Annotated in this window: 17 protein-coding genes, 2 tRNA genes and 1 rRNA gene; 6 read left to right on the forward strand and 14 right to left on the reverse strand. The window is 56.5% G+C overall.

Translation table 11 applies throughout. From position 1 onward, the window contains the following. Window positions 1-2 precede the first annotated feature (2 nt). On the forward strand, window positions 3-821 hold the full coding sequence (locus B7E11_RS03225) for a carbohydrate ABC transporter permease (protein ID WP_080832180.1): 819 nt from the start codon (window positions 3-5) through the stop codon (window positions 819-821). A 209-nt stretch (window positions 822-1,030) separates the two neighbouring features. Continuing rightward, a complete protein-coding gene (locus B7E11_RS03230; RefSeq protein ID WP_080832181.1) occupies window positions 1,031-1,549 on the forward strand; it encodes a GNAT family N-acetyltransferase in 519 nt (172 codons plus the stop codon). Window positions 1,550-1,557: 8 nt separating this feature from the next. On the opposite strand, the gene B7E11_RS03235 is transcribed toward B7E11_RS03230, so the two are convergent. Beyond that, window positions 1,558-1,980: a DUF2203 domain-containing protein gene (locus B7E11_RS03235; RefSeq protein ID WP_080832182.1), complete on the reverse strand. Its 423-nt coding sequence runs from the start codon at window positions 1,978-1,980 to the stop codon at window positions 1,558-1,560. Window positions 1,981-2,156: 176 nt separating this feature from the next. On the opposite strand from B7E11_RS03235, the gene B7E11_RS03240 reads away from it, so the two are divergent. Together B7E11_RS03240 and B7E11_RS03245 are read left to right on the forward strand one after the other, a co-directional pair. Next, window positions 2,157-2,981 (forward strand): metallophosphoesterase, encoded by an 825-nt coding sequence (locus B7E11_RS03240; RefSeq protein WP_176220584.1) that lies wholly within the window; start codon window positions 2,157-2,159, stop codon window positions 2,979-2,981. A 605-nt stretch (window positions 2,982-3,586) separates the two neighbouring features. Further along, window positions 3,587-3,663: transfer RNA gene (locus B7E11_RS03245), tRNA-Pro, on the forward strand. Window positions 3,664-3,795: 132 nt separating this feature from the next. Here B7E11_RS03245 and B7E11_RS03250 read toward each other — a convergent pair. After that, window positions 3,796-5,121: a hypothetical protein gene (locus tag B7E11_RS03250; protein WP_080832184.1), complete on the reverse strand. Its 1,326-nt coding sequence runs from the start codon at window positions 5,119-5,121 to the stop codon at window positions 3,796-3,798. Window positions 5,122-5,450: 329 nt separating this feature from the next. On the opposite strand from B7E11_RS03250, the gene B7E11_RS30550 reads away from it, so the two are divergent. Both B7E11_RS30550 and B7E11_RS30555 read left to right on the forward strand, forming a co-directional pair. Then, window positions 5,451-6,032, forward strand: a complete 582-nt coding sequence (locus B7E11_RS30550; protein WP_080832185.1) for an ABC transporter substrate-binding protein — start codon at window positions 5,451-5,453, stop codon at window positions 6,030-6,032. Further along, window positions 6,029-6,511 carry an ABC transporter substrate-binding protein gene (locus tag B7E11_RS30555; RefSeq protein WP_275901512.1) on the forward strand — a complete coding sequence of 161 codons (483 nt, stop codon included), beginning with the start codon at window positions 6,029-6,031 and terminating at the stop codon, window positions 6,509-6,511. The genes B7E11_RS30550 and B7E11_RS30555 overlap by 4 nt, the downstream gene beginning before the upstream one ends. A 236-nt stretch (window positions 6,512-6,747) precedes the next feature. Here the strand turns inward: B7E11_RS30555 and B7E11_RS03265 are convergent, their stop codons facing one another. The 12 genes from B7E11_RS03265 to rrf form a co-directional block, all read right to left on the reverse strand. After that, the gene (locus B7E11_RS03265; RefSeq protein ID WP_080832187.1) at window positions 6,748-7,821 is read right to left on the reverse strand and encodes a hypothetical protein; all 1,074 of its coding nucleotides are present in this window, start codon (window positions 7,819-7,821) and stop codon (window positions 6,748-6,750) included. Between the two features lie 134 nt (window positions 7,822-7,955). Continuing rightward, on the reverse strand, window positions 7,956-8,861 hold the full coding sequence (locus B7E11_RS03270) for a YitT family protein (protein WP_080832188.1): 906 nt from the start codon (window positions 8,859-8,861) through the stop codon (window positions 7,956-7,958). 139 nt (window positions 8,862-9,000) lie between these two features. After that, on the reverse strand, window positions 9,001-9,162 hold the full coding sequence (locus tag B7E11_RS03275; protein ID WP_080832189.1) for a small acid-soluble spore protein P: 162 nt from the start codon (window positions 9,160-9,162) through the stop codon (window positions 9,001-9,003). Window positions 9,163-9,177: 15 nt separating this feature from the next. Continuing rightward, window positions 9,178-9,345 (reverse strand): hypothetical protein, encoded by a 168-nt coding sequence (locus B7E11_RS29350; protein WP_176220585.1) that lies wholly within the window; start codon window positions 9,343-9,345, stop codon window positions 9,178-9,180. A gap of 21 nt (window positions 9,346-9,366) precedes the next feature. Beyond that, a complete protein-coding gene (locus tag B7E11_RS03280) occupies window positions 9,367-9,714 on the reverse strand; it encodes a hypothetical protein (RefSeq protein WP_080832190.1) in 348 nt (115 codons plus the stop codon). A 101-nt stretch (window positions 9,715-9,815) separates the two neighbouring features. After that, window positions 9,816-9,904, reverse strand: a tRNA-Ser gene (locus B7E11_RS03285). Between the two features lie 112 nt (window positions 9,905-10,016). Next, on the reverse strand, window positions 10,017-11,297 hold the full coding sequence (gene serS, locus B7E11_RS03290; RefSeq protein WP_080832191.1) for a serine--tRNA ligase: 1,281 nt from the start codon (window positions 11,295-11,297) through the stop codon (window positions 10,017-10,019). Window positions 11,298-11,339: 42 nt separating this feature from the next. After that, window positions 11,340-11,927 carry a pyridoxal 5'-phosphate synthase glutaminase subunit PdxT gene (pdxT, locus tag B7E11_RS03295; protein WP_080832192.1) on the reverse strand — a complete coding sequence of 196 codons (588 nt, stop codon included), beginning with the start codon at window positions 11,925-11,927 and terminating at the stop codon, window positions 11,340-11,342. A 131-nt stretch (window positions 11,928-12,058) separates the two neighbouring features. Continuing rightward, window positions 12,059-12,940, reverse strand: a complete 882-nt coding sequence (gene pdxS / locus B7E11_RS03300) for a pyridoxal 5'-phosphate synthase lyase subunit PdxS (protein WP_080832193.1) — start codon at window positions 12,938-12,940, stop codon at window positions 12,059-12,061. Between the two features lie 87 nt (window positions 12,941-13,027). Further along, the gene (locus B7E11_RS03305) at window positions 13,028-14,365 is read right to left on the reverse strand and encodes a D-alanyl-D-alanine carboxypeptidase family protein (RefSeq protein ID WP_080832194.1); all 1,338 of its coding nucleotides are present in this window, start codon (window positions 14,363-14,365) and stop codon (window positions 13,028-13,030) included. Window positions 14,366-14,536: 171 nt separating this feature from the next. Continuing rightward, window positions 14,537-15,994, reverse strand: a complete 1,458-nt coding sequence (guaB, locus tag B7E11_RS03310; protein ID WP_080832195.1) for an IMP dehydrogenase — start codon at window positions 15,992-15,994, stop codon at window positions 14,537-14,539. 1,016 nt (window positions 15,995-17,010) lie between these two features. After that, window positions 17,011-17,127 (reverse strand): 5S ribosomal RNA (gene rrf / locus B7E11_RS03315). Window positions 17,128-17,129: the final 2 nt, after the last annotated feature.

Here is a 17,129-nt window from a genome sequence, read left to right on the forward strand (position 1 = left end):
CCGTGAAAAAAAAATCGCCGATCGCCGCATCCGTGCAGCACGGCCTGCTGATCCTCATGTGCCTGATCGCCGTGTTCCCGCTTTATTGGATGGTGAATTCCTCGTTTAAGAACGAGTCGGAAATTTTTACGTCGTCGCTCGTTCCTTCAAGTCCGGTGCTGAGCAACTACACCTACGCGTTCGAACAGATGCCGATTTTCCGGATGATGTTCAACTCGTTCGGCGTCGCCATCCTGATGACGGCTCTGCAGCTCATCACCGGGCTGCTGGCCGCTTACGCGCTCGTGCGCTGGAGATTCCGCGGGCAGCTGCTCATTTTCTCCGTGCTCAGCCTGACGTGGCTCATTCCGTTTCAAGCGGTAATGATCCCCAACTACGTGCTCGTCAACCAGATGGGGATGAACGAAAGCCTGCTGGGCATCGTGCTGCCGTTCACCGTGTCCACGTTCGCGATTTTGTCGCTTTACCAAAGCTTTCAGTCGTTTCCGAAGGTGCTGATCGAAGCGGCGAGCATCGACGGGCTGAGCGATTTCAACATCCTCGTCAAGCTTATTTTGCCGAACATCAAATCGTCCGTCGCCTCTTTGGGCATCATCCTGTTCATCAACGGCTGGAACGAATATTTGTGGCCGATGCTCGTCACGAAAAAGATGGAAAACGCCCCGCTTCAAATCGGGCTCAAGCTGTTCGTCAACTCCGACACGAACATGTGGGGCTCGCTCATGGCCGCGACGACCGTGTCCTGCTTGCCGATTCTGATCATCTACCTGATCCTGCAGCGCCAGATCGTCGATTCGTTCGTCCGGTTCGGGATCAAATGAAGCATGGGCGTTTCGCCGGCATAGCCTTATTCAGACCGAAAACCGTGCGAGAGCATGGTTTTTGGTTTTTTTGCGTTCGAAAAAAATCTGGTCATACAGATTAAGCCGGATTGATCCGGAGCGGATCTTCATGGTAAATTCTAGAGACCGATGGAAGGATTTTATTCTTGTGGAGGAGTTGAACGAGGGCCCTTTACGGGTCCGAGAAGATGAAAAACGTACCTTTGATCGAAACGCCTCGGTTGCTCATCAAACCATATGTCGGGACGGAGCTTGCGGCTTTGTTCGGCATTTTGTCGGATCCGGAGACGATGGCGTTCTGGCCGGCCCCTTTTACCGAGGAGCAGGCGTCGAATTGGCTGGAGCGGAATATGGCAAGCTACGGCGAGCGGGGCTTCGGAAGATGCGGCGTATATTTGAAAAAAGACGGAACGATGATCGGAGACTGCGGATTGATGCGATCCGAAATCGACGGCACGCCGGAAAACGACCTCGGCTACATTATCCATGCCTCCCATTGGGGAAAGGGCTACGGATACGAAGCGGCCAAAGGCTGTCTGGAATTCGCCGCCGGTCCGCTGCGGATGACGCGCGTATGCGCGAATATGCCCTGGAACCATTCGGGTTCCGAGCGCGTCGCCGCGAAGCTGGGCATGACGTTGGAGAAACCGTTTTCCAATGCGCGGAATCGGGGGATATTAACCTATTTATATAGCATTGAATTTTAAGCCGTTCCCTATTCTGCGTCCGCGCCGGGAATCGGCTTGCGTCCTTTGAACCCGTCGTGCCAGCCGTGGTAATGCGCGGCGCGGTCCTCCCCTTCTTTCCAGCAGATGAGGACATCCTCCCCGTCCAGAACCGCCGGAAAGTCGATCAGGCCGGGGTTGATCATTTTAAGCAGAACGCCTTTGCGCGCGAAGTTATCGACCTGCAGCTGGATTTCCATCCGCATAAAATCAAGTCGGCCCTCCGCCTCAAAAAACCGGCCGTCCCCGCTCGCCCGCCGTCCCGAGGACAGCTGGAACTCGCCCTTCAGCTTCTGCAGCAGCAGAACCTGCTCTTCGTACTCGCGCGTCAGAGCTTGCAAGCTCGCCAAATCCTCCTTCAACCGAGGCAGCAGAGCGTTGGCTTCGTTCAAGGTAAAGATTTTAGGTTTCACGATGCATCCCTCCCCTCTTCCAGTGTACTAAAACATGAACTCCATTTCCAATCAGCTCCATTGCCAGCGGCGGAAATCCGACGCGCCGTACGCAAAAGGAAGCCTTGGCGTTTGAAATCCGCAGGCGCATAAGGTAAGCTGTCATCGAGAGGTTAACGAGGAATGGGGAGAGCGCCGTGAGAATCGGGATTTTGTCGGATTTGCATGTGGATCAGAACAACGCCGGTCTGCAAACGACGGTGCAGGACGCTCTCGTTCAAGTGGCCCGCGAGCGGGAATCGGACCTCCTCATCGTTGCGGGCGACATCTCGAGCGATTACGGGCAGACGCTGGACGTTTTGCGCGAAATCGAGGATAAGGCCGGCGTCCCCTGCCTGTTCGTGCCCGGGAACCACGATTTGTGGAACATCCGGCATCCGGATATGGACGCCTGGACCATTTACGAGGCTTTGCAGCGGTACGAGCATAATTTGTCGGCGGCGCCGTACGTCATCGACGACGAGTGGGTCGTGATCGGGGATGCGGGCTGGTACGACTTCTCCTTCGGGGATGCGGAGTTTCAGGAGGAGGAGTTTCTCGATATGCGGCGCGGCAAACGGCTGTGGAAGGATAAAACCTATGTGAAGTGGAATCAGTCGCCCCCGGAGGTTAGCCGTATTTTTCGCGATAAAATCAAGAAGCAGTTGGAACAATACAAGGACCGGAACATTATCCTGGTCACCCACGTCGTTCCGGACGACCGCTTCACCGTCCCGGCGGCTTACAAAGACTGGTCCTACTTCAATGCGTTTCTCGGAAGCCGCAGCTACGGGGACCTCATTCGCGAATATGAGGGTTCGATCCGGTGCGCGGTCTTCGGCCATGCGCATTTCCGGAAGCAAGAGTCGCTGGGCGATACCGAGCTCATTTGCAACTGCCTCGGCAACCGCCGCGAGTGGCGCCATTCGGCGGACAAGGCGTACGAGGAAGTACGGCGGGCGTTTGCGACCGTGGTTATTTAGTGACGGTTACCATACAACCGGGCAATGCACTTGATGGGGCGGGATGGAGCGGGGATAGGCAGGACGGCGCGGATCGAGCGGGGATGCGCAGGATTAGTGCGGATGGAGCGAGGATCGTAGGACGACGCGGGATGGAGCAGGGTAGGCAGGATAGCGCGGATCGGGCGGGGATGCGCAGGATGGCGCGGGGCTCGGCGAGGCTTGGTTGGATTTCCTCCAATCAAAAACGGCGTTTTCGCAAAACTTTTCGCCTTCGTTGGATTTTGTCCAATCTGCCAGGTCCTTTTCGGCGTTTTCGCTCAAATTCCAAGTTGCTCGTTGGATAAAATCCACTCTAGATCATGATTACCCCGTTTTCCGCTCCCTCGATTGGACAAAATCCAACATAGACCCCCTTTGGCCGGTTGCCGCACCAAAAGGGATGCATTTTTTCAGGACTTTCGCCCGGGAACCGGCAGACGAAGCGTACAAATTCGCCTTCGCCGGATCGGGTAGGGACAATTACTCTTTCTATTCCCGGGACATTTTGTAATTCGCAAAAAGCCCTTTTCTTTTCGCAATGCCTGTGCTATAATCTAATTCGTTCGCTGAAAAGATTAACATATCGAGACGTGGCTCAGCTTGGTAGAGCGCTTGCTTCGGGAGCAAGAGGTCGCAGGTTCAAATCCTGTCGTCTCGACCATACATATCGACGATTCGCAGCCCTCGGGCTGCGATTTTTTGTTTTGCCTTCAAGCTTGATAGAGTAATGGCGCTGCCTCGCGCTTGAAACGGGCTCCGGGAACCTGAAAGCCCGGATCCGACGGAGTCAACTTCACGACAGATTGAAGTTGATTTTGTACACCTTCTTCGGACGTCCGCGGAGCTTGTCCTGCTTCTTGTAAGAGACCGTGGCCGCGCCTTTCTCCTGCAGCTCGTTCAAAATCCGGTTCGCGCTGCGTTCCGTAATCCCCAGGTACAAGGCGATCTCCTGGCACGACAGCTCGTTGCTCTCGACTCTCGTCATGACGGCCAGCAGCTTTTGAATCTGCAAACTCGAGATGCCGAAGCGTTCGCTCCATCTTTGAATCTGCGGGTCGGGCTGCAAAGACAGATCCAGGCTGGCTTCGTCCCCGAGCGGACCGATGACCTGCTGGTCGTCCGTGATCACGAAGGCGCAGTTTCGGCCTTGCCGGTGGGCGCGCTGGTTGGCGGTCTGGGCGTTCGCCCGGCCCTTGTGGACGGTGTCGCCGATCCCCCACCCGACATCGACCGGCCACGGCAGCTTCGCGGTCAGCTCGCCGAGCAGCGCGCAGCGGGCGAATTCGTTGGTGATCTCGCCCTTCAGGTCTTTGTACGACGTGATGATTTCAAAATGAAGCGGATGCTTCTGGACGATGAGCGACAGCTTCATCCGCTTGCTGAACGCCAATATCGCCTGCTGGAGCGTCGTCAGCTGCAAGTCCAGCTCCTCCGAAAACGGCTGCGGCATGGAGTCGTGATGGATGGAGACGTAGCCGATCGCGACGCGGTTGGCCTGAAGGCGGTCGGTCTCGGTATCGGCGATCACTTTCTCGAACACGCGGAGGATCGTTTCGTCCTGCGGATAGATCTCGACCACCGGGATGCCCTGGCTTCGCAGCTTGTCCACGAGATCGCCGTTCGTATAGCGCGTAAGGCACAGGTCGACTTTGCCCCTCTTCCACAAGTCCAGATGGAAACGGTACATATCTTCATCGGAGCTGCGATCCGCCGCGTCGTCCGGACAGTGCGGGAATTCCTCCGGCTGCAGCACCTTGTTCAAACCGAGATATTGATTGCTGCGCCCGAGGCAGTCGATCGACATCCGCGCGGGCGCCACCTCCCGAAACTTCATCATCACGGAGAAGAGCAGCTTGTAAAAATCACCTTCGGTTATGTCCAGAAAAGCCGTCGGAAGGGAAGGCCGATTGTCCGGGGAGGCATGAAGCGCCAGATACGCCAGCTCTCCTCCGAATACGACCGCGTCCAGGAACCGGCTTTGGGCTTCGTAGAGAGACGGCACTTCCTCCAAACGTTGAAAAGGAATCAACGTAAGCTCGCACATCGCGTCCAGCGCAGGCCGAAGCCGCTCCAGGCGGGTCACGGTCTTGGCGGCCGCGATAAATCCGATTCTCAGCATGGCAACGCTTCCTTTAAATCCGCCTCCGAAAAGGCTTGAATTATCCTCATCATATCAATCCTTAAAACCGATATGCAAGTCCGAAAATAGGCATGCCCCGTCTTTTAAACGTTAATTATTATAACATAAATTTTGTTTTTATGAAAGTTTCGATAAAAAAATCGTCGATTCCCCTCGAAAAATCTATTATTATGTAATGAAAATTAACCTAACTGTTGTTGGGTGATCGCATTCATACTATAATCATTTCAGAAACGTCTGAAATACGACTAAAAATAACCAAGGACGTTCCCGTTACTGCACCCAAACAAAAGTGGAGGGAAAAAAGCATGTCCATCAAAACCAATCGTTTTGCCGCGTTCCTGATCCTCGCCGTCGTCCTCGTCATTTCAGGCTGCGGAAGCAACGGCGCTTCGAACGGTTCCGCCTCTCCGGAGCCGTCCGCGCCCGCATCTTCCGCGGCCGGCACGGCCGAAGCCTCCTCGCCTCCGAAGTCGTCCGAGGAACCCGTGACCATTCGCTTCGGCTACAGCCCATGGATCGGCATGGCCGGCCCGATCGTCGCAAACGCGGAGCAGCTTTTCGCGGCCAAAGGCGTAAACGTGGAGTTCGTGGAAATGGAAGGCAATACGAAGGATGCCTTCATGTCGGGCAAGCTGGACGCGGTCGTGCAATCGTTCGTCGCGGTCGTACAGATGAAAGCGAAGGAAAAGGCGGACGATCCGGTGCAAATCATCTCCGTCATGGACCGCTCCCTCGGCGCCGACGGCATCATCGCAAATGAACAAATCGCCTCCCTGGAGCAATTGAAGGGCAAAAGCGTCGCCGTCTCCATCGGCTCCGTCGCCCACTTCCTGCTGCTCAAGGGCTGGAAACCGTCGGCCTCGAGGAATCCGACGTGCAGATCATGAACATGAACAACAACCTCGCAGGCTCGACGTTCATGGCCGGCCAGGTGGACGCGGCCGTGACGTGGGAGCCCTACCTGTCGGAAGCGACGGCCAAGGGCGGACGCGTTCTGTACTCGACCAAGGACGCCCCGAACCTGATCGTCGACGCGGTCGTCGTGAAGAAAAGCCTGATCGACAACTATCCGGAGCAAGTCCGCAAGATGGTCGAAGCGTTCGACGAAGGGCTCGCCATGTTCAACGAGGGAGACGAGGGCAAGCAAATCGTAGCCGACGAACTCGGCATGGACGTGCCCTCGCTCGTCAGCACGGTGGAGACGCTGGAGCTGACGACGGCGGAAGGCTCCGAAAAAATGCTCGTGGACGACCGCGCGGCATGGGAAGAAACGATGAAAGAGTACGCCGACTTCTTCGTCTCGCAAAAGATTTTGACGGAGACGGTCGACACGACCGGCATCATTAACGATTTTCTCTACAAATAGCCTCTGGAGGCCGTTATTTCGTTCGAGCGAGGCCAAACACCGCACGGCACTTGAATAACGGCGGTCGCGGCGGCCTCGTCCTTCGCGCCTTGACGACCAGCTCTGTTCCGCAGGACGGTCTGCCGCAGCTTCCGGTCCGAGGAGGAGAGGCGCTGCATGTCGGACAAGCCTTGGCCAAAGCGACGTTATAACGCAAAAAACGGCCCCGCTTCGGCGGGACCGCTTCGTTTTGCATTTTAATAGAAACCGTACTCGGCCAGTTCATCCAGCGTGATGACATTTTCCGCGGCCGGCACGTCGAATTCGAATTTCACGTCGCCGTTTACGTCCGTCAGCTCGGATACGATTTTGAGCGTACCGTTGCCGGTTTGGCCCGCGTCTTCGATTTCCGCTTTGATCGTCGCGTCGGTGTACGTGGCGTACCCGTCGCCGTTGATGCCGAAGTTCGCGAGAATGTCCAGCGATTTGAACATTTGGTTGAACTCGTCGATCCCCGCTTGCAGGTCCTCGTCGGTGACGCTCTCCAGCTCGGCCTTCGCCGCATTCAGATCTTCCGGAGTCAATTCGGTCAGCTTGCGGTATTCTTCGTTCGAAGACAGAAGCTCGATGACCGCCGGCGCGATGTCCTTGATGACCGTCTTGATGAACGGCTCCACTTGCTCCTGCGTCAGATGGAACTGCACGACGTTCTTGACGTTGGCTTCCGCCGGAATGCCCGCTTCTTCGGCCTTGGGAGCGCTCAAATACGTTTCTTCGTCGATATGCTCGAAAACGACTCCGGAAATGTCGTTGAAAAACTGGACCGATTGACCGACGTCGGGCATTCCCGTCCATTCGGTGCCTTGCTCCTCGGCCAGTTCCTTCAGGTCGAACTCGACGAATTTGCCGACGAGATCTTCCGGCAGTCCGAGCATGGGAATGTTCGGCACTTTAAGCCACATTTTCTCTTCGTTCATAATGATCGGCAATTGGAACGACATGGCCAGATCGCCGCTGAGGCTGAGCATCAAATTCAGCTCGAGCAGCATCGGATCGAGGCGGTAGGCGCCCGTCCAGGAAACTTCAGCGCTTTGAATGAGGCCCAGAGCTTCCGCCGCTCCCTCTTCCGCCATGACCTCGGGCGGCAAATTGAGATCCTCGATTTTCAAGCTGCCCTTCATTCCGTACGACTTCATATCGGCGGATTTCTCCACGGCGCCCTGAAGCGTATCCTTAGGCGACGATTTGCTGCTGCTGCTGCATCCCGACAATACAAGCGTCAAAACGACAAACAGCGACAAAAACAAACTTACGAACTTGCGAGACTTCAAAATAACCCTGCTCCCCTCGAAAACAATAACTTACACAGGACACATTCTATCTTAAATCGAATACCGGGGGAACCCTAAAAATTTAAAGATTAATTAAAATGACCTAAAAATAAGACTAATTCACCAAATAAACCCTAATGGATGTCCTTCTTTTTGAATCTTCCGCCCTGCACGTCGTGGATGTTGCCGACCGCCATAAAGGCCGCGGGATCCATCTCGCTGACGATCGATTTCAGCTTCGCTTCCTCCATCCGGGTAATAACCGCGAAGATGACCTGCTTCGTATCGCCGGAAAATCCGCCTTCCCCGTTCAAATACGTCACGCTGCGCCCGAGGCGGCTGACGATGGCGTCGCCGATGTCGCGGTAATGTTCGCTGATGATCCAGATCGACTTCGACTCGTCCAAGCCTTCGATGGTCAGATCCATAACCTTGAAGGCGATAAAATACGTAATCAGGGAAAACATCGCATTGTCCCAGCCGTAAACCAGGCCCGCGCTGCCCAGAATGAACAGGTTGATAAACATAACCATCTGTCCGACGGAAAAGGGCGTTCTTTTGCTGACGACGATCGCGACAGTCTCGGTTCCGTCCGTCGCTCCGCCGTTGCGGATGACCATTCCGATCCCGACGCCCAGCAAAATGCCGCCGAATACCGTCGCGAGGAGCGTATCGTCGGTAAACGGTTCGACGTGATGGAGCAGAGAAGTCGTCACCGAAAGCGTAATGACGCCGAGCAGCGTCGACAGGGCAAACGTTTTGCCGATGGATTTGTAGCCTAAGACGAGAAAGGGAAGGTTCAGCACGAACAGAAAGACGCCGAGGGGCCAGTCGCTAAGGTGCGCAGCCATAATCGAAATGCCGGTGATGCCGCCGTCGATAATATTGTTCGGAACGAGAAAAATTTCGAGGGCGACCCCGGCCAGCGCTGCGCCCAGTATAATGAACACGACACGGCGCGCGATATCCAGAATGGATAGCTTCGAATGGCGAACCGGCTTCGGATCGGCTGCAGTATTTACAGGCAATGGGCTTTGCATAGGCACCTCCTATAAACAATTTTTATTATCTATTATAACAGTCCGATGTTTAAACGCACAAACAAGACCTGAAAAAGCCGATTCGCCCGCGGATAGCTCCGCGAAAGAATCGGCCTGTTTCATACGGCATGTTCGCCGCTTACCCTTCGCCGTTATTATGGCGCGAATGGTTGCGGTTTTTCACTTTTTTGGAACCCGATAACGGTTCGTTCGGTTGATGGTTTCCGTCGCTTTTGCGGTCGCGGGCGTGTTCGCTGCCTTCCGCCGCTGCGGCTACGGGAACGGTTTTCGGCTTGCTCACGTAAAGTCCTCCCTTTTATTGGCGAACCCGTTTGGGGCCCAGATCGGCGCCCGGCTCGTCATGGTTCAGCGCGTCCTGATGGCGTCTGTCGTTATGCTGCTGCTGGACCTGCTGGGCCTGATGCGAGTTGACCGGCGTATCCTTCAGCTCGCTGACGACGTTGCGCAAATTTTTATCCGTCATAAACGTTCCCTCTTTTCAAGATTAGGCATGGGTAAAATGATGCAGGGCCTGCGCGCATTCGTGCAAATGACGCCGGTAGTCGGCGATGAGCGATTGCATTTCCTCCGTGCGCTCGTCGATCGAGACGCCGTCTTTTTCGACGTCGGTTAACTGAATATCGATTTCCCTGCTGTCCACGTATTTGACCGAAAAATCGAATTCCAGCTTTTGGCGCCCCGCCGTCCGGATTTGGACCACCAGCGCTTCCGGGCTCGATGCGTCGCCTTTTACGACGGCCTGATCGCCCGGCTGCAGCCGCTCCGGAAGCGTCTCCCGCCACGCTTGGACCAAATCCCGTTGCGGGACGTCAAGTTGATCGTTGCTTGCCATTGGGCTCACACCTCCGCCTCGTTAGGTTGGCCCGCCACCGCGTTCTTATGCACAAAAAAACCGGCCCGGGTCGCGGGTCGGCCTTGTCGTTTCGTATGGAATGGCGGAGAGGGTGGGACTCGAACCCACGTGGGCTTGCGCCCTAACGGTTTTCAAGACCGCCCCGTTATGACCGCTTCGGTACCTCTCCAAAAATCGCGGGCAGATCGCATCCGGGATCGGATGATCCGCTCTGCCCCGTAATCATATCACAGCCGGGAAGCGATGTTCAACCCCCGAAAGGCCGGGCCGGAACTTCGGCCCTAGCGAGGGCCGATGCGCTCCAGTCCGCCCATGTAAGGGCGCAACGCTTCCGGAATGACGACCGAACCGTCGGCCTGCTGGTAATTTTCGAGAATGGCCGCCACGGTGCGGCCGACGGCGAGCCCCGAGCCGTTCAGCGTGTGCACGAATTCCGGCTTCGCGCCTTGCTCGCGCCGGAACCGGATGTTCGCGCGGCGAGCCTGGAAATCTTCGAAGTTGGTGCAGGACGAAATTTCCCGGTACACGCCGGCGCTCGGAATCCAAACCTCGATGTCGTACGTTTTGGCCGAGCCGAAGCCCATGTCGCCGGTGCAAAGCGTCAGCACGCGGTAAGGCAGGCCCAGCACCGAGAGCACCCGTTCCGCCTCCTGCGTCAGCGATTCCAGCTCGTCGTAGGACGTTTCCGGATCGACCAGCTTGACGAGCTCGACTTTGTTGAATTGGTGCTGACGGATCAAACCGCGCGTGTCGCGGCCCGCGGCGCCCGCTTCGGAGCGGAAGCAGCCGCTGTAGGCGACGAACTTGGACGGCAGCTGCTCGACCGTCAAAATATCGTCGCGGTAATAGTTCGTCACCGGCACTTCCGCCGTCGGGATCAGGTAATAATCCGTTCCCTCGATTTTAAACAGATCCTCTTCGAACTTCGGCAGCTGCCCGGTGCCGACCAGGCTGTCGCGGTTGACGAGATACGGAGGGAGAATCTCTTCGTAGCCGTGCTCGTCCGCGTGCAGGTTCATCATCAGGTTGATCAACGCCCGTTCCAGACGCGCGCCCAGGCCTTTATAGAAAACGAAGCGCGAGCCGGTTACTTTGGACGCCGCTTCGAAATCGAGAATGCCGAGCTCGTCGGCCAGCTCCCAGTGCGGACGCGGCTCGAAATCGAAGGACGGCGTCTCGCCGACGCGGCGGATTTCCACGTTGTCCTCCTCCGAAGCGCCCACCGGCACGCTCTCGTGCGGCACGTTCGGAATCGACAGCATCAGGCTGTTGATTTGTTCTTCCAGCTCGCGCACTTCCTCGTCGAGCTTCTTGATCCGGTCGTTCACTTCGCGCATCTCGACGATGAACGGTTCCGCGTCGCCGCCGCTTTTTTTCAGCTTGGCGACTTCCTGCGAAACGACGTTGCGCCGGTTTTTGAGCGCTTCGCTCTCCGCCAGCCGTTCCCGGCGGCTGCTGTCCAGCTCCGGAAACGAAGCGATCTGCTCGACCGAAGCGTTCCGGTTGCGCAGCGCCCGTTCGACCTTCGCAAAGTCGCCGCGCAGCAATTTGACATCCAACATGTTCGGCTATCCCCTTTCCCGTTCAAGGGCGGTTTCTAGATTTTACTTGGCCGTCCGTTCCGAGGCTTCTTTGGCCATGTCGACGAAATAGGCGTGCAGCCGGTAATCGTCCGTAAGCTCCGGATGGAAAGAAGAAGCCAGCAGATGACCCTGGCGCGCCGCGACGATTTCGTCCTTGTACGTGGACAGCACTTCCACGTCCGAGCCGACTTCCTTGATGAGCGGGGCCCGGATGAACACCGCGCGCAGCGGAGATTCGATCCCTTTGACGTCGAGATCGGTTTCGAAGCTTTCCCTCTGCCGTCCGAACGCGTTGCGGGCTACGGTCATGTTCATCAGCCCGAGATGAGGCTCCTCGGCGCCATCGAGCCGATCCGCAAGCACGATCAGCCCGGCGCATGTGCCGAAGATCGGTTTGCCTTGAGCCGAAAAATCCCGCAGCGCATCGACAAAATCGTATTTGCGCATCAGCTTGCCGATCGTCGTGCTCTCGCCGCCGGGAATGATAATCCCGTCCAGTTCGGCGAGCTGCTCCGTCCGCTTCACGGGAATTCCCTTGCCTCCCGCTTGCTCGACGCTGCGGATATGTTCGGCTACGGCGCCCTGCAATGCCAATACTCCGATGTTCATTTCGATTCCTTCTTTCCCGATCGTTAAGCTAAGAACAACGAAAAATCAATCGGGGCGGCTCCGCTAACGGCCTGACGAGGCCTTGCGAAGCCGCCCGAAATCGAACCTGGATTCCTGCGAAGCGATGGAAATTAAATGCCGCGTTCCTGCATCCGTTCGAATTGGCTCAGCTTGGAAATTTCAATGCCCTTCATCGGCGTGCCGAGATTTTTGGACACGCGGGCGATCAGTTCGTAATCCGTATAGTGCGTCGTCGCTTCGACGATCGCGCGGGCGAACTTCTCCGGGTTTTCGGACTTAAAAATGCCCGAGCCGACAAATACGCCGTCGGCGCCCAGATGCATCATCAGCGCAGCGTCCGCAGGCGTCGCGACGCCGCCGGCCGCGAAGTTGACGACCGGAAGACGGCCGGTCTCGTGCACGCCGAGCAGCAGCTCGTAAGGAACGCCGAGCGTTTTCGCTTCGTGGTAGAGCTCGTCCTTCGACAGGTTTTGAACTTTCCGGATTTGCCCCATGATGAGGCGCATGTGGCGAACGGCTTCGACGATGTTCCCCGTTCCCGGCTCGCCCTTCGTGCGGAGCATCGAAGCCCCTTCCTGGATGCGGCGAAGCGCCTCGCCCAAGTCTTTGGCGCCGCAAACGAAAGGCACCGTAAACTCGCTCTTGCTGATGTGGAAAACTTCGTCGGCCGGCGTCAGCACTTCGCTCTCGTCAATATAATCGACGCCCAGCGATTCCAGCACCTTGGCTTCCACGTAGTGGCCGATCCGGGCTTTGGCCATAACCGGAATGCTGACCACTTTCATGACTTCTTCCACGATCGTCGGGTCCGCCATACGGGCGACGCCGCCTGCCGCGCGGATATCGGAAGGCACTCTTTCCAGCGCCATAACGGCCGTTGCTCCCGCCGCTTCGGCCACTTTCGCCTGCTCGGCGCTCATGACGTCCATGATGACGCCGCCTTTTTGCATTTCGGCCATGCCGCGTTTAACTCTCGAAGTACCGGTTTCCATTTTACACGCCTCCTGAGCATTCTAACCATAGATTTTACAGGATGGATCGCGAATAGACAACCCACCCGGTCGGAATTAATCCCGTCTTCAGAACAAATTGACGATTCCCTTGAACAGCCCGGCGAAAAACTCCCCGATCGCCCGGAACATCAAGCGCCACCAGCTTGCTTTTTTGACGTCTTCGGTGGCCACCAGGTCGATCGTCGCGGACTTGTCCGCTTGCGTCGCGGGGTCTTTGTACGTATACGTTACGGTGCCCACTTTGTCGCCTTGCTTGACCGGCGCGGTGATCGGATCGACCGTGCTTTTCACTTCAGTGACGGTCGGCTCGATCGTTTCGCCCTTCTTGACGAGAATCGTCAGATCCGTCGCCGTGACGACGTCAAGCTTTTTGCTTACGCCTTTTTTGACGGGAAGGGTCTCGTGCTCCGGCACGGCCGTTTTCGCGTCGATGACCGTCTTTTTCTCGAAATTGTTGAAGCCGTAATCGAACAGCGTCGCCGTTTCCAAAAACCGCTTGCCGTCGGTGCTCGAGCCTTCCACGCCCATCACGACGGCAATCAGGCGCGTGCCGTCCCGCAGGGCGGTGCCGGTAAAGCAATTGCCCGCAGAGGACGTATGGCCCGTTTTCAGGCCGTCTACGCCTTCATAGGCGAACTTTCTGAACGAGGGCACGTCTTTGTTCGATTCGAGCATCCAGTTATAGTTGACGATCGGATCCGTATCCCGTTCGCGGAATTGGTACGTTTGAATTTTGGAGTATTCCAGAAACTTCGGATCTTCCTTAATAATGTGGTACGCGAGCGTCGCCGCGTCACGGGCGGACATCATCGTCTCGCCTTCGATGGACGTCGGGCGGTACTTTTCCGGCATATCGGCCCGATCGAGACCGGTCGCGTTAATGAAATGCGAATTGGTCATGCCGAGCTCGGCCGCCGTTTCGTTCATCAGCTTGGCGAACGCTTCTTCCGAACCCGCTACCGCTTCCGCGAGTTGGACGGATGCATCGTTCGCGGAGCCGACCGCCATCGCGATATACAATTGTTCTACCGTATGTTTATCTCCAACCGCCAAGAAAATACGGCTTCCGACCTGGCTGGCGGCATTCTCCGTGACGGTGATCGTTTGATCCCAGCTCAGTTTGCCTTCTTCCACGGCTTTGAATACGAGATATTCGGTCATCATTTTCGACATGCTGGCCGGGGCGTAGGCGGTGTCCGGGTCTTTCTCGTACAGGACTTGTCCGGAGTCCGCGTCGATCAGAATGGCGGAATGAGCCGACAGCTGCAGTCCAGCCGCATCGGTTTCCGCTTTGGCTGCGCCCGCAAATAGAGTCGCTGAGACGAATGATAGAAGAACGATTATAGCAATAAACCTCGTAATCGAAAGAGACGGACGTAGCGACAAGGGGTGAGGACGATTCAAAGCGCGTTCTCTCCTTTTATTTTGTTCGATGGTGTCAAAAAAGCGTCTGCGTTCCGTCTGCTATTGTAGCATACCGCAGCCAAACGAAAAAGCCGCAGCGAAAGGAATCCTCTTCTGCGGCTCAAAACCAAAATTGCCGGCTGAGACCGAAGTCTCATCCTCCGGATAACGTCACAGCGAATAGTTCGGGGCTTCTTTCGTAATTTGGACGTCGTGCGGATGGCTTTCGCGCAGCCCTGCCCCCGTAATGCGGACGAAATACGTGTCGTTCTTCAATTGCTCGATCGTTTCGGTTCCGCAGTAGCCCATGCCGGAGCGCAAACCGCCAATCAGCTGATGAATCGTGTCCTTGAGCGGTCCTTTGTACGGAATTCGGCCTTCGATTCCTTCCGGAACGAGCTTCGAATCGTCTTCCTGGAAGTAGCGGTCCTTGCTGCCTTCCTTCATCGCGCCGATCGAACCCATACCGCGATAGGACTTGTACCGGCGGCCTTGATAAATTTCGGCTTCGCCCGGGCTTTCCTCCGTGCCGGCGAACAAGCTGCCGAGCATGACGGCGCTGGCGCCGGCGGCGATCGCTTTCGTGATCTCGCCGGAATATTTGATCCCGCCGTCCGCGATAATCGGCACATTGTACTCCCGTGCCACCGTAGCGCAATCGTAGATGGCCGTAATTTGCGGAACCCCGATGCCGGCGATTATCCGCGTCGTACAGATGGAGCCCGGGCCGATGCCGACTTTGACGATCGACGCGCCGGCTTCGATCAGGTCGCGCGTCGCTTCGCCCGTCGCCACGTTGCCCGCAACGATCGTCAGATCCGGATACCGGTCGCGAAGCTGGCGGACCATTTCGACGATGTTGATGTGATGGCCGTGGGCGGAATCGACGACGAGCATGTCGACGCCCGCCTTCACCAGCGCTTCCGCGCGTTCGAACGTATCCTTGGATACGCCGACGGCCGCACCCACGAGCAGACGTCCGTGCTGATCCTTCGCCGCGTTCGGGAACTGGATCGCTTTTTCGATATCTTTAATGGTGATGAGGCCTTTCAGCGTGTTGTTTTCGTCGACGAGGGGAAGTTTCTCGATTTTATGCTGTTGAAGGATCACTTCGGCTTCCTGCAGCGTCGTGCCGACCGGCGCGGTGACCAGGTTTTCCTTCGTCATCACTTCGCTGACTTTGATGGAGTAGTCATGGACGAAACGCAAATCGCGATTCGTGATGATCCCTTCCAGCTTGCCGTCCTTGTCCACGATCGGCACGCCGGAAATGCGGTACTTGCCCATCAGCTCTTCGGCGTCGTACACATGATGGTCCGGAGTCAGCGAAAAAGGATTTGTAATAACGCCGCTCTCGGAGCGTTTCACCCGGTCGACTTCTTCCGCTTGCTGCGCCACGGACATGTTCTTGTGAATGATGCCGATGCCGCCTTCACGGGCAATGGCAATCGCCAAGGCCGATTCCGTGACGGTATCCATTCCGGCGCTGATCAGCGGAATATTCAGCTTCACCGAAGCGCTCAGCGTTGTCGACACGTCCACGTCCCTCGGCAGAGTAGAAGACTTGCGCGGAACGAGCAGTACGTCGTCGAACGTAAGGCCTTCCTTGGCGAATTTGTTTTGCCACACGAGAATTTTCCCCCTCTATTCGGTTCCGGTAACCGGTTGTTCTCCGATTGATTATAGGCAATCTTAGCAGAGGCATAAAAGGCTGTCAAGGCAAATGCCCTCGTCTCAGGAAATGCTGGGAAACGGCACCATCGCTGGCATTTCGCCCGCAGCATACCCCAGTAAGCCGCTGTAGATGGAGCGTTTGAAAAAGGCTCGAAACGAAAGCGAACCCGCCCCTCTCCGCGGAAAAGGACGGGCTTCGCCAACTTTAGGCTGCAACGCGACTAACCGGAAACGGAAACGAAAACGAATGGATCAGAATGAGCAAGCGATCATGCGCCCCCAAAACGCATGGACGTGAGGCTAAACGCCATCGATCGTCTTTGTCATCCGATGCTCCCGCCTTTCCGTATAGTATGCCCTGCAAAAAACAGCGTAGCCGGCTTTCATTAGGCGGCCTTTAAAATTCCCTTAAACGGGCGTGAAAAAAATGAATCTTTCCGCGTCGTATCCAACGCTGTTCTGCTGCTCCCGCCTCCCGCCCATGCGACGTACGCGCTTGTCGGGAGGAATGCGGGCATCGAGGCAAGGCAAATTTTCGGGTACATTTGCGGATGGCGGGACAGATGCGGGCAAGAGGGATGGATGCAGCCATGACGGTGAATTTTTCGGGTACATTTGCGTCTTTCGGGATGGATGCAGCCATGTAGGCGGATTTTTCGGGTATGCCGGATGGATGCAGCCTTATGGAATTAAGTACGCGGAGCTTCGTTGGATTTTGTCCAACCAAAACCGGCCTTTTCGCGAAACCCGCCGGCTTGGTTGGATTTTGTCCAATCAGGAACGGCCCTTTCGGGGATTTCGCCCGATTTTCCCGTTTCTCGTTGGATCAAATCCACTGTAGACTCGGCTTTCCGCGATTTTCCCTCCGTCGGTTGGATAAAATCCAACATAGGACGGAGGGAGACCCAACACTAGACAACATCCGAACCAACAAAAAAAGCACCCCGTATGAGGTGCTTTCCTGTTCTCCAACCTGGCAACGTCCTACTCTCCCAGGACCCTGCGGTCCAAGTACCATCGGCGCTGGAGGGCTTAACGGTCGTGTTCGAGATGGGTACGCGTGGAACCCCTCCGCCATTGCCACCAGATC

It is taken from the genome of Cohnella massiliensis, from assembly GCF_900169535.1.
Taxonomy (GTDB): domain Bacteria; phylum Bacillota; class Bacilli; order Paenibacillales; family Paenibacillaceae; genus Cohnella; species Cohnella algarum.

Coding starts and splice junctions, on each gene's coding strand:
- B7E11_RS03230 (WP_080832181.1), top strand. CDS start 1,031: ATGAAAAACGTACCTTTGATCGAAACGCCTCGGTTGCTCATCAAACCA.
- B7E11_RS03250 (WP_080832184.1), bottom strand. CDS start 5,121: ATGCTGAGAATCGGATTTATCGCGGCCGCCAAGACCGTGACCCGCCTG.
- B7E11_RS30550 (WP_080832185.1), top strand. CDS start 5,451: ATGTCCATCAAAACCAATCGTTTTGCCGCGTTCCTGATCCTCGCCGTC.
- B7E11_RS30555 (WP_275901512.1), top strand. CDS start 6,029: ATGAACATGAACAACAACCTCGCAGGCTCGACGTTCATGGCCGGCCAG.
- B7E11_RS03270 (WP_080832188.1), bottom strand. CDS start 8,861: ATGCAAAGCCCATTGCCTGTAAATACTGCAGCCGATCCGAAGCCGGTT.
- B7E11_RS29350 (WP_176220585.1), bottom strand. CDS start 9,345: ATGACGGATAAAAATTTGCGCAACGTCGTCAGCGAGCTGAAGGATACG.
- B7E11_RS03280 (WP_080832190.1), bottom strand. CDS start 9,714: ATGGCAAGCAACGATCAACTTGACGTCCCGCAACGGGATTTGGTCCAA.
- serS (WP_080832191.1), bottom strand. CDS start 11,297: ATGTTGGATGTCAAATTGCTGCGCGGCGACTTTGCGAAGGTCGAACGG.
- pdxT (WP_080832192.1), bottom strand. CDS start 11,927: ATGAACATCGGAGTATTGGCATTGCAGGGCGCCGTAGCCGAACATATC.
- pdxS (WP_080832193.1), bottom strand. CDS start 12,940: ATGGAAACCGGTACTTCGAGAGTTAAACGCGGCATGGCCGAAATGCAA.